This is a genomic window from Microcoleus sp. Z1_B2 (assembly GCF_036700325.1).
Taxonomy (GTDB): domain Bacteria; phylum Cyanobacteriota; class Cyanobacteriia; order Cyanobacteriales; family Microcoleaceae; genus Microcoleus.
Genome location: NZ_JAUBOQ010000019.1, coordinates 23,073 through 35,577, shown reverse-complemented (window position 1 = coordinate 35,577; position 12,505 = coordinate 23,073). Strand labels below are relative to the sequence as shown.

Below are 12,505 nucleotides of genomic sequence, written 5' to 3'. Positions count from 1 at the left end.
AACACAAGCGCGATCGAACAAACAGCCTTTCTGAGTCTAAAACCGCCTCGGAAACTCGGTAGTCATGGCAGTATTTGTCGTGGCAGCCCTCCAACTAGGAAACAAACGCTTAAACAAGCTGGCGCCGAAAAACGGCGTTTCAGTGCCAGTGGCGAAAAATTTCAACTCTGCCTCGTGGGAGATAGTATGAACAGGTCAATTTTTGGGATACTAGAAACTAGCACTCAACTTAGCTGAGGAATAAACGTGCTGCTATCAAAAGGCTTTGAAGTAGAAATGTATACCGGCACTCCCGAAGGTGAGGTTGTCGGTCTCTCCGATCGCATAGTCGCCGATCTAGAGGGATTTGTCCGGGAGCCTGATAGCCGCAATGTGGAGTACACGACCGCCCCGCTGTGCAGCTACGATCGCCTGCTGTGCGCCTTAGTCAAGCCACGAGTTCGGCTGCGCGAGTATTTAAAACAATTGGGCGACTATACCTTGCTGCCGGGAAGTACCTTGTCTCTCGGAGGGAGCGATCGATTTTACCGCTCCGATCCCAACAACCCCTACCACACCTACATCGAGCAAACCTACGGCACCAAAGTCGTCACCGCCAGCATTCACATCAACATCGGCATCTCCCAACCAGAAATGCTGATGCGCGCCATCCGCCTCGCCCGCGTCGAAGCACCACTGTACCTTGCCTTGAGCGCCTCTTCCCCCTTCCTCGACGGCGAAGTGACGGGCTATCATTCGACTCGGTGGGGTTTGTTTCCCAAAACTCCCGCCATCGTCCCCCTGTTTGAAAGTCACAGACATTACATCCAGTGGACTGAAGAACAGCTAGAACTCGGTACTATGCAAAACGTCCGCCATTTGTGGTCTGCAGTGCGACCCAATGGCGATCGTCGCCCCTACTGTCTCAACCGCCTCGAACTGAGAATTTGCGACCTCGAAGTCAATCCTCTGGCTTTGTTAGCCATCACTGCCTTACTAGAAGCTCGCATTTGGCAGATGATGGAAGACCCCAGCTTAGACCCCTTAGAACTCAGCACCTTACCGGAGGCCACGCGCAACCAAGACTTAGTTGCCCTCACAGACGCCAACGAAATTGCTGCATCCGAGCAAAGTTTGGATGCCGAACTTACCCACTGGCAAGACGGCAGAACTATTCTGGCACGAGATTGGATTGAGGAAATTTACCGAGAAGTCTGGCCTATAGCCAAAAAACGCGGCTTTAGTTGCTTTCTCTCGCCACTCAAAAAGATTCTCCGGGAAGGCAACACGGCCCAGCAGTGGTTGAAACTGCACGAGGGAGGTTCGGACACCCGCAGTATTATTCTGCAAGGGATTGATGGCATGGCTCACCAAGAATTGGAGCTAGAAGACAACTTGTGCGCCCAGTTAGTTGCCTGAAGTACCCGCCGTTATGATAACGGGGGCTTTCACTAGCCCCCTGGCTATGCGTACTCAGCGAATACAAATAGCCCGAACCTCCCGGTCAATCGATTTTAGATTTGAGATTTTAGATTTTAGATTGACTTGCGCGAGATAAATACGTTCGGCAAGTTTCATCGGATACAGGTTTTTTATTTCACCGGTCCTGAGTCTGCTTTTGGAATGAATCACGTGGCGGGTATCCTGGATGCGGGAATTGTCAAAAGTTGCAGAGCACCTCCCAAAAACCAATCAGAATATTTAATCAATGGATCTCGACAAAGGTTATAAATAAAAGCTATAAGGTATATCTACCTGTGGGTAGTTTTATAAATTTCCCAATAGCTGTATTTTTCGCTTTTAATTAGCTTCATGCCCCAACTTGTCTTGATTCACCCGCAAATCCCCCCGAATACTGGCAATATCGCCCGCACTTGCGCTGCCACAGGCACGGAACTGCATTTAGTCGGCCCGCTGGGGTTTGAAATTAGCGATCGCTACCTGAAACGGGCCGGCTTAGATTACTGGCCCTACGTCAACCTCCAGTGCCACGAAGACTTAGCGGCTTTTTTGGCCTATCGGGAGCAGCGGGGGGGACGCTCGATCGGATTCAGCACTGGCGGGCGATACAATTACGCGCAATTCCAATTTCAGCCCAGCGACTGGCTGATGTTTGGCTCGGAAACTGTAGGCATTCCCCAATACGTCTTGGATGCCTGCGACGCCACAGTTTTCATTCCGATGAGCCAGCCTGGAGTCAGGAGTTTGAACCTCTCCGTCAGTGCCGCTGTAGGTTTATTTGAGGCTAAACGACAGTTGGGGGAGCTGGGATAAATCATTATCAACACATAAATATATAGATATTTAATAGCTGGTGGAGGCTGCCAAGTCTCCATTTTCATATAAGAAATTTGTATCAAAGGGGTGAAAATCTCGATAGCCGACATTAATATATTTTATTCATTCAAAAACAGATTGTTATCAGCAACACCAAATTACTCCCAAGATGATTCAGCAACAAAAACAGAGGATTTTAGCGATTTAGGGCGCGAGCGAGTACCAGCTTGGGTCTGAACACTATATCTAGTAAATATACGGTTGTAGGCTGTCCGGAAATTAGCCTAAAGTCAGATAATAGGTAAGAGTTCAGAGCCTGTGCGGGAACGAAGATTTTATCTATTCGTTCCAGCTATTGCGGTGTAAGGCTTGTGGGGTTAATTGCAGCAGGTTTGACCGAGAATTTTAAAATTTCTGACGGTTTGAGCTTGTCTAAATTAAAAAAGCAAGGTAATCTGGCCTAAGCATGATAGCTGTCAACAATCAGAATATTTTTGCTTGTTGATTTAAACTCAGCTTCATGCGATCCCCTTGAGTGTTTCCAAGGACAGTTAGCGCTTCTCAGTAGGAGGTCGTTTTTTTGAAACGAACATATCCCCAAATTAAGCCTGTTCAGGCTAGTGAAATCGACAGAGAGGGTTCTGCGGAACCATCCAAACAGACAACGCTCAGCACAGGCAGAGTTCGCTCTCTCGCCACGATCGGGCTGGCAATATCGGTAGGTGCTTCTGGCATCCTGCTACCGAGAAATGGAGACAGCGCTCGCGCGTCTGAACTCGCACCGACATCAGAATCCACCGCTGTACAGCCAGTATCGGCCAACGGGCCGGCTACGTCCGCACAAGTTGACGGTTCCAGGGCCCAACAGCCCGGAACACCTTCTGAGTCGGTGACGGTTAAGGTGCAGGAAGGGCAAAGCCTTTGGGAGCTTTCTCGGGATTATCAAGTTGAACCGTTGGTACTAGCAACTGCCAACGAGATCCAACCCGATACCATACTCCAAGTTGGCCAACAGCTCAGAATTCCGACTGCGACGGAAGCCACACCACAACAGAACGCCGGCTATAGCACATCGGCTTCGCTAGATATCGCAGCGACGGTCAATCCAGAACAAGAGTTAAATCTGACTGGCTCCGAGCCATTGGATAGTGCAGCCATGACAGGGCTGCCATCAACCGCAGCGACCCCGCTGGTCACGACGGTACCGGAACAAAGTTCGATCGAGATCCCGAATGCAGACGGGGCGATCGACAGTTTGAAGAAACAGGAAAACCGCACCACAGAATCGGGTCGAACGATGTTCGGGTCGGAGGGGGGAGCAAATTTATCTACATCTGCGGCATTTTTGCCCGAGTCAGCACCGACGCTGACCTCCCCCGAATATGCAACTGGGACAACTATTCCTGACCTCGATGCCACACCTGTAATTCCCAATTCCGGGGGAGGTCAAGCAGCATCGCCCGATCGAGCATTCGAGTCAATTGAACAGTCTTTAGCAACACCCAGTTTGCCCACGGCTGTGCTAGTCCCCCCTGCAGGAAGTACCGCCGCGCCGGCTGAGGTTCTCTACAGCGTGCGTCCGGGAGATACAGTAGATGCGATCGCCAAAGGTCACGGCGTATCGCCCAAAGATCTGATCTCCGTCAACAAGCTCGGCAACCCCAACTTGCTGAATGTCAATCAACGGCTCAAAATACCCCAAGTTGGGTTTAAAAATCCAGGGGTGCAGGCGGCAGCCTCTTATTCTGCCTCCAACTCTACATCTGTCTGGGCGGCGAATTCGGTTCCCGCATCTTTGAACCCCAGTTCGTCTACTTCGGAAATAGTCGGTGCTGGCGTTGCAGCACCGGCGGCCACAGTGCCTCTTGTCTCTCCCCTGGAGAACCTGGAAGGTCTGAACAATATTTCAGCGCCGATGGTTCCCCAAATTAACAGCATTTCGCTGACTCAAGTTTCCCAAACCATTAGCGATCCACGGAAGCTGGATCTTCAAGGGGAACCAACATTTACAGGTGCTGTTGACACCAGTTCCCTGCCCTCGCCAGCCAGTGCAACTGCTACCGCCATCGCTACGGGAGAATACCCGCAGCCGATCGGGTTCGTGCCAAATACTAGCGCCCAGGGTTCAAATGCCGATCCAACTAGCGCTTTACCAGAATCGAATTCGGAGGCTCGGACTACCGCAGAAGCTCTCAACCCTTATTCCGAACGCTTGAGGGCAGAAGTTGTCAGACTGCGAGAGGAATATCGTGCCTCGCGCAATTCGATCGGCGCCAATGCGGTGTCCCTGGCTCCAAATGACGGGCCCTCGGTCAACCAGTCTGAGGATATGCCAAGTGTCAATCCATATCTCTACACCCCCGACTATACTGAGGCGGTGCAGAATGAAATCAGCAGACCGCCATCAAGAGCTTGGTCTGAGCAGGTTCAGAAGCAGCAGCAAGAGCGTTTAGACCCCGCTCGCGCAGCGGAACTGCAACCGATCAACCTGACGCCAAAAAGCACTCAGGATCAGCCGGTCGTGGCAACTGCTCCTTTGGGATCTGAGGCTTACGACCCCCTAAGCAACCCGTCTTTGGGACGCATGGTTTCTCCAGAACTGCCTCCGCTGTCGAGCCCTGACACTTATCTGCCTAACGGCAAACAACAGTCTGCTAGCCGGTTTATTTGGCCGTCTAAGGGCGTTCTGACTTCTGGCTACGGCTGGCGGTGGGGACGGATGCACAGGGGAATTGATATTGCAGGGCCGATCGGCACGCCAATTGTGGCAGCATCAGACGGGGTGGTTACCTATGCTCAGTGGAACGACGGCGGCTACGGGTATCTGGTGGAAATTACCCATCCTGACGGCACTGAGACTATCTATGCCCACAACAGCCGGATTTTGGTGCAAAAGGGTCAGAGAGTCGCTCAAGGGGAACAGATTTCAGAAATGGGGAGTACCGGCTTTAGTACCGGGCCGCACTTGCACTTTGAAATTCATCCCGCCGGACAGGGTGCTATCAACCCAATGGCTTTACTGCCCGACGATGCGTCCAGCGCTTCTCGGTAACGACTGGTCGAAAGTTATGGGTTTTGAATGATTACCAAAACTCATAACTTTTACTAGAAGTCATTAGAAATAGTGTTGTTTCAAAAGCAGACATAGCTAGCCCTACCGTGCTACGATAGTAAATCGTGAAGTAGATTTGGCTCAGTGGCGCAGTGGTTAGCGCAGGGGACTCATAAGCCCAAGGTCGCAGGTTCAAATCCCGCCTGAGCCATTATTTAATCAAAAAAACTGCGCTCTCAAATTTGAGAGCGTATTTTTTTGATCGATCGAGAAGATACTTGTAGTCGTTATGAGTATGATATATTTGTAACAGTTCGTAAAAAAGGAAACAAAATCTATGACCAGTGAATGCCTCCGGGTTGGTCAAGCTGCACCCGACTTCGCAGCAACAGCCGTAGTGGATCAGGAATTCAAGACAGTGAAACTGTCCGACTATAAAGGCAAAAAGTATGTAGTCCTGTTCTTCTACCCCTTGGACTTCACCTTTGTGTGCCCGACTGAGATTACAGCATTTAGCGATCGCTTCGAGGACTTCAAGAAAATCGATACCGAAATCCTCGGCGTATCCGTGGACAGTGAATTCTCTCACCTCGCTTGGATACAAACAGACCGTAAATCTGGCGGTGTTGGCGACCTCAACTATCCCTTAGTTGCTGACCTCAAAAAAACAATTAGTTCGGCCTACAACGTCCTCGACCCAGAAGCAGGCATTGCCCTCAGAGGTCTGTTCATCATCGACAAAGAAGGCATCATCCAACACTCTACTATCAACAATCTTGCCTTCGGCCGCAACGTGGACGAAACTCTCCGTACTCTGCAAGCTATCCAACACGTCCAGTCTCATCCCGATGAAGTTTGTCCCGCCGGCTGGCAGCCCGGTGACAAGACCATGACTCCCGATCCTGTCAAGTCTAAGGTATTCTTTGCTGCGGTTTAAGCAGATTATATTGGTAGGGACACGGCAGTGTCGTGTCCCTACCCGCAGAGGTATTCCTTTAACCTGACATCTTGCAGCAATATCAATAAGAGGATTTTTCGTGGGGTCGGGCGGGTTTATAGAACCTATTTGCAAGCTTTAAGGCTGTTGGCGAACCCGCCCCTACGGCTAATTGAGAATGCTGCAATATCTCAGTTTAACCGGATTTTTAAATTAGCAATTAGCAATTACCCAATTAGGAAATATGCTGACTTCTACTAATTTTAGCGGCTTGTTAAATGAGCGGTTTTTCCAAAATTTATTGCCTGTTCCGGCGAGTAATGTTCTGAAGCTGGGACAGATGACGCCAGATTTTGAATTGCCGGATATTAATAATGGCAAATTAGTGCGGCTGTCGAATTATCGGGGCGATAGACCGGTGGTTCTGGCTTTTACGCGGATTTTTACAGAAAAGCAATATTGCCCTTTCTGTTTTCCTCACATTAAAGCTTTGAATGAAAACTGGGAAAAATTTGCCGATCGCAATATAGAATTATTGATGGTTGCCAGTACCGACGATCGCCAAAGCCAAATTGTGGTTAGAGATTTAGGCTTGAAAATGCCTCTGCTTTCCGATCCGGGCTGTCAAGTTTTTCGGGCTTATCAAGTCGGTCAGGCTTTAGGTGCTCCTTTGCCCGCTCAGTTTGTTTTGGCTGCAGATGGAAAACTCCTCTTCAAACATTTGTTTTCTTTCATAGACCACAATGCTAGTGTGGACACTTTGCTGAAATATGTCGGTAAGGAAACCGCTGCTGTGTCCTAATTTGGAGTTTTTCACCGCTGATGTACGCTGGTTTAGGCTCATCAGCGGGATTTTTTCAGCGGTTGACCAAGAATTTCTTGATAGTACAAGCCCCCGGATTTATCCGTGGAATCAATCCAAAATCTAAAATCTAAAATCCTCAAGCCCCCGCCTTTATCTCGCGCAAGTCAATCTAAAATCTAAAATCTAAAATCTAAAATCGATTGACACTGGCTGCGACAGGTCTTTAGTAATAAATACTTATTGTGCCAATTTCGATGGCGGAATGTTGCCATGTTCGCTCGACATTAATCTAGGCTATAGCTTGAAGGTACTTAGTACAAGTTTAAGCCAATGTCGTCTCCCAAAGATCGATCGAGCAAAATTGAATTGAGCATCTTAGCGTCGCATCCTGAGTTGTTGACAGGTTTAGATGCGTGGCTGCGGCTAGGTTTACTTTCGCCCGCTGAAGTTGAGGAATTGTGCCGACAGTATTTAGTCTGCCCACTCAGAGATCCCGCTGTAGATTTTTCTGAAATTGAGAACCCGCGAGCTCCTATTGCCGATCCAAAAGTACCTGCCTTATCAACACAAAAAGCAGTACCTAGCAGCCGTGAAAGCGTTGCTAGACCCACAGAAACTACTCAAACCCCTAATTTTATCGCTCAAATTTTGCACTCGCTAATGGCAGAAATTAGCGTGATGTGGCTGTTGTTTTTAGGAGTGTTCATGGTAGTTGTCTCCTCTGGAGTCTTAGCTGCCAGTCAGTGGGAAAGATTTCCTGCCGCCGGACAATATGGAGTTTTATTAGCTTATACTTTAACCTTTTGGGCGATTAGCAGTTGGGCAAACAGACAGCAGAATTTGCACTTGACTGCTCAAACTTTGCAAGAAGTGACGCTGTTGCTAGTGCCGATCAATTTTTGGGCAATGGATACTTTTGGATTGTGGCGGTATCCTTGGGATTGGGCGGTAGCAATCGCAGCGGCACTTATTTTGACTTGGATAACTGCCCGGATTATCAAATATCAATATCAAAGCGGTTCAGGAAAAAACATCACTCGATCGATCGCCCTAAATCACTTGGGATTGAGTTATTTGCACTCTTGGTGGGCATTTGCAGGCTTTTCCCTCGCTGCTGTTTATTTGGGTACAGTGGGAACTGCTGCTACTACAGTTTATCAAGTTCAGCAACAACGATTGCAATCTATCCAAGGTGGGGGAAATACTGAAACATTCCCCGCTGGTTTCAGTTTTAGCAGAGATTTTCTGACTTACAAAAAAGCAGCTTTAGTAGCTTATTCGTTAGGAATTTTACTGGGTCGAGCGATATTTGTCAAGGATGTAAATATCGCTGAAATGGGTTTAGCTTTGGCGATTTGTGGCGTGCTTTTAGGATGGCTAGATTGGCAGCACCCCCTCGCCTCTGGGACTATTGAAAACAATATATCCGACCCGCCAAATCCCAGCAACTTTTTTCACTGGCAATTAGCGGGAATGGGTTTGTTGGGTTTGGGATACCTGGTTTGTTTTCGCGACATTCCGCTACAGGCGATCGCCGTTAGCGGATTGGCTGTTTGGTTTTTTTATAACCGTTTAGTGCGGTTTTGGCAAGAGTTTGATTTGCTAATACTGGAGGCGGTGGGACTTCAGAGTATTTGGCTGTTTTGGCGACTGCTTCCTTTAGGGATTAAAACACAAGTTGTGGCATTTTTAACTCAGCTTACCAACTCTCAGGAAACTCCTTGGGGTTTTTGGGGTGTTCTGCTGTTGCCTTATTTAATTTTAATGGTAACTGCGGCGCAGTGGCTCTACCGCAAGCGAAAGTTTCAACTAGCCAGTTTTGGGGAAAAGGTTGCTCTCGGTTTGGGGAGCGTTTTAACTGTTATTAGTTTTGTCAATCCGTTTTGGCGATCGCTCAATTTATTATTCTCTACTTTAATTTTAGGTTGGATCGCTTGGAAATACGTAATTCCCGATAATTCCCGGCGAGTTGCGAGGCCGGATTCTGCGGCTGAACAACCGGGAAATCCGGCAATTTTGGTTCCCATAACTCACATTATGGGTTTAGGCGCGATCGCATCTGCAATTGACTTATTCTTCCCAAACCTGACACCCAATATTTGGTCTGCAATATTATTAATATTCATGGCGAGTGAATGGGTATTTTTTGTGGGAATGAAAGCGGCAAATTTCCGAGAAAACTCTGCATTTTTTCGCTGCCATCCTGCATGGTTTCAAAATTCGTGGTATTTGGGCTTAGTATTAGCAGGGGTCAGCTTTGTCTTGTTGCAAAATTATTTGATTGTGGGTACTGCCACTCATCGCCCTCAGTGGAGTTTGCTCTGGCTGGCGACTCCTTTGGCTTTGACTGCTGTTGCTAAATATACTGAGGTTCCTCACAAACGAGTTGCCAGTACCTTTAGTAAGATCGCCCTAATATTTGCACAATTTCTAATTTTTAGTTTTCCGGGATATCGGTTAATTGGTTTGGGGGTTGCCGCCGGATTAATGTTGGTCAATACTTACTATTTAGTCGAGATACCAGCGGCGGCGATTGGAGTTGGATTTGGCTTGAGTTTCGTAGCTGCGGTGATTTATGAATTAGGTTTTGTTTCGGGTTGGGATTGGGGAATTGCCGGGGCGATCGCACTTTTGTCTCTGTGGTTGCTTCGCAGCATGATTGTTCGTTTTTCCAGCCGTTTACCTGAGCCTTCTCAATTAGCTCAAATTTACGATCGAGCTGTAGATGGGTGGGCAATCTTACTCACCGGCTTACTTTTAACAACTATTACTTTTTATTCCTTTGAACTCTACGCAGCCAGTAGCTTGAGTTTCCCGCCCTCGGCTGAAGTTTTGGCTGCCATTTTGGTGATAATGGCTGCGATAATTTTCCGAAATTTACGCCAACTTTCCCCTTGGGCAATTTATGCTTTGGCTTGGAGTTTGGAGTTGTTGACAGCAGTGGGTTTAAGTTTTGCCGATCGCACTACGATTAATTTGGCAGTTGCTAATATCGCTCTCGGATTGTTTACGCAATTGTTGGGGGATTGGTGGCGGCGCCGTCACCGCGATCCCACACTTTTACCTAGCATTCATGTTATACCTTTGGTTTACGGGGTATTGGGTTTAACTTTCCGATCGCACACTTTGACGAATTGGACTGGTTTAACTGTGTTGGGGGCGTCTTTAATTGCGATCGGCATTGGTAGGCGGGAACCAGAATTCAAACCTTTGGTTTATTTAGGATTAATTGGCGTTTCCGTTGCTGCTTGCGAATCGCTACTATATCAAATTTTTCAAACACCAGGAGGAGCTTTTGGCGACGGCTTAATTGTCCTGGCCACTCTCGGCACAAGTTTAACATATATCTATCGCATTTTATCTCCTTGGCTCAGCAATTATTTACATTTAACTAACGCAGAGTTAAAAATATTTGCTCACCTGCACTGGGTTTTGAGCAGTTGGCTGCTGATTTGGGCTTCTGCGAATGATATTAAGTCCGGTATAAGTTTAGGATTAGTCACTGGTGCTTTATTAGTTCAATATGCTTTCTTGCAAGGGCGAAATAATCTCGATCGCCAATGGGCAGAAATTTGGATTTACTTGGGCTGGCTAGAAGCCTTTGGCATCCGGCTTTATTGGATCAATACGCCTTTAGTTAAGTATATTTCCGGGCCGCTGGGGCCGTGGAAAGTTGCCCTCGCTTCTCTATTTGCCTATTTCATTTACATTTTGCCTTGGGAAAACTGGGGTTGGTCAAAAAAACCTTGGCAGGTAATTGCTTCGCTGATTCCAATAGTGACTATTTTGGAAAGTCCGGCTAAGTTTTATCCGATTAGCTTGCTGATAGCTGCTACCTTCTATTTTTTCCTAGCTTGGGAAAAGGAGGAAGTCCGTTTTACCTATGTGAGTGTGGCGATAATTGACTGGATAATTCTGCGGTGGTTCTGGCAAATAGGATTGACTCAGCCAGAGTTTTATGTTACTCCTTTAGGACTTTCTTTACTTTACATTACTCAGTTCGTGAAGCGTAGCTATCCCGTAGGGAATCGTACTCTCAAATTACCCGCACAAAAACCGCTGCGCCACAATCTGCGAATGCTTGCAACTGCGCTGATTTGCGGGATGCCTCTTTTGACTCAGCAAAGCCACGGTTTAGTTGCGGGGGCTTTTAGTTTGGCGGCTATTGCCGCAGGTTTGGCGCTGCGAGTTCGGGCGTTTTTGTTTGTGGGAACGGCTGTATTTTTAATCAATGTTTTCTATCAGTTGGTGGTTCTGATATTCGATTATCCGCTGATTAAATGGGCGATTGGTTTGGCTTTTGGGATTGTGTTTATCTGGATTGCTGCTACTTTTGAAACGCGGCGCGATCGCATTTCCGCTGTCGTGCAGCATTGGGTTGTACAATTGCAATCGTGGGATTAAATTTTCCCTTAATCAACTTTTGTTGGGTGGTTAGGGTGGGTTTACCAAAACCCTAACCCTATGATTATTTGTTGATGAAGTTTTGAAAAATCGCCTTTTTTTTTTTTGGTAAAAAGCTTGACACTGTTAGCTTGACAATGTATTGTTTAATAATGGGAATAGTGGCAATTTTAAAATTTAAGTTACTACTCCCATTATCTAAAATATACCTTAAAAGCAAACTAAGATCAATAGGTAAAAATTCCTTTTTTTGCGCCGCGATTTGAGATTGTGAAAGCAGCAAAGGCGATGAAACAGAAAAAGGGCAACTAAAAGGAGCGCCAAATAAATAAATTATGACAACTCAGTTTATGAAGCGCCTGTTCACAGTAAAAGAATATCATCAGATGATTGAATCTGGCATCTTGACAAAAGATGATAAAGTTGAATTGATTCGAGGAGAAATCGTTCAAATGGCCGCCGTTGGTAGAAGGCATACATCTCATGTCAAGCGTCTGACAGAGTTATTCTATATCCGTTTATTATCGAGAGTAACCATTGGAGTTCAAGATCCGGTAGAATTGGACGATCGCTCGGAACCTGAACCGGATATTTCTTTACTGCGGCGGCGCGATGATTTTTACGAATCGGGACATCCTCAGTCTGAGGATATTTTACTAATTGTGGAAGTAGCGGATGCAACCGCTGAAACTGACAGAAATATCAAAATTCCTCTTTATGCGGAAGACAATATTGTAGAAGTTTGGCTGGTAGATATTAACGAGCAATGTGTAGTAGTTTATCGCGAACCTTCTCCTTCGGGATATCAAAATATTCAAAGATTTCAGCGGGGTCAGGTTTTATCTATTCTAGCTTTTCCAGACATAGAAATTGCTGTAGATAATGTGTTGGGATAATAGAGTCATAACTCATACCATTTTAGATTTTAGATTTTAGATTTTAGATTTTAGAATTGGGAATCATATCGTTTCCGGTTGTATCGGAATGATTTAACCGCAGAGGGCGCAGAGAACGCAGAGGGAGAGAATACAGAGAGGAATAATGTCCGATG

Annotated in this window: 7 protein-coding genes and 1 tRNA gene; all 8 read left to right on the top strand. The window is 46.9% G+C overall.

From position 1 onward, the window contains the following. Nucleotides 1-246 precede the first annotated feature (246 nt). The 8 genes from gshA to QT984_RS13240 all read left to right on the top strand — a co-directional run bounded on the left by gshA (nucleotide 247) and on the right by QT984_RS13240 (nucleotide 12,350). Nucleotides 247-1,398, top strand: a complete 1,152-nt coding sequence (gene gshA, locus QT984_RS13275; protein ID WP_333054029.1) for a glutamate--cysteine ligase — start codon at nucleotides 247-249, stop codon at nucleotides 1,396-1,398. 393 nt (nucleotides 1,399-1,791) lie between these two features. After that, nucleotides 1,792-2,253, top strand: a complete 462-nt coding sequence (locus QT984_RS13270; protein WP_333054030.1) for a tRNA (cytidine(34)-2'-O)-methyltransferase — start codon at nucleotides 1,792-1,794, stop codon at nucleotides 2,251-2,253. A gap of 583 nt (nucleotides 2,254-2,836) precedes the next feature. Then, on the top strand, nucleotides 2,837-5,308 hold the full coding sequence (locus QT984_RS13265) for a peptidoglycan DD-metalloendopeptidase family protein (RefSeq protein WP_333054031.1): 2,472 nt from the start codon (nucleotides 2,837-2,839) through the stop codon (nucleotides 5,306-5,308). Nucleotides 5,309-5,446: 138 nt separating this feature from the next. Then, nucleotides 5,447-5,519, top strand: a tRNA-Met gene (locus QT984_RS13260). 126 nt (nucleotides 5,520-5,645) lie between these two features. Beyond that, on the top strand, nucleotides 5,646-6,245 hold the full coding sequence (locus QT984_RS13255) for a peroxiredoxin (RefSeq protein WP_015178160.1): 600 nt from the start codon (nucleotides 5,646-5,648) through the stop codon (nucleotides 6,243-6,245). A 244-nt stretch (nucleotides 6,246-6,489) separates the two neighbouring features. Continuing rightward, a complete protein-coding gene (locus QT984_RS13250) occupies nucleotides 6,490-7,047 on the top strand; it encodes a redoxin domain-containing protein (RefSeq protein WP_333054032.1) in 558 nt (185 codons plus the stop codon). Between the two features lie 333 nt (nucleotides 7,048-7,380). After that, complete coding sequence (locus QT984_RS13245; protein WP_333374167.1) at nucleotides 7,381-11,454, top strand: hypothetical protein; 4,074 nt, start codon at nucleotides 7,381-7,383, stop codon at nucleotides 11,452-11,454. Nucleotides 11,455-11,789: 335 nt separating this feature from the next. Further along, nucleotides 11,790-12,350 (top strand): Uma2 family endonuclease, encoded by a 561-nt coding sequence (locus QT984_RS13240; RefSeq protein WP_333054034.1) that lies wholly within the window; start codon nucleotides 11,790-11,792, stop codon nucleotides 12,348-12,350. The last annotated feature ends 155 nt before the right edge of the window (nucleotides 12,351-12,505 follow it).

Bases quoted from the DNA above. Each gene is read 5' to 3' on its own strand.
- QT984_RS13270 (WP_333054030.1), top strand. From the start codon at position 1,792: ATGCCCCAACTTGTCTTGATTCACCCGCAAATCCCCCCGAATACTGGC.
- QT984_RS13255 (WP_015178160.1), top strand. From the start codon at position 5,646: ATGACCAGTGAATGCCTCCGGGTTGGTCAAGCTGCACCCGACTTCGCA.
- QT984_RS13250 (WP_333054032.1), top strand. From the start codon at position 6,490: ATGCTGACTTCTACTAATTTTAGCGGCTTGTTAAATGAGCGGTTTTTC.
- QT984_RS13245 (WP_333374167.1), top strand. From the start codon at position 7,381: ATGTCGTCTCCCAAAGATCGATCGAGCAAAATTGAATTGAGCATCTTA.
- QT984_RS13240 (WP_333054034.1), top strand. From the start codon at position 11,790: ATGACAACTCAGTTTATGAAGCGCCTGTTCACAGTAAAAGAATATCAT.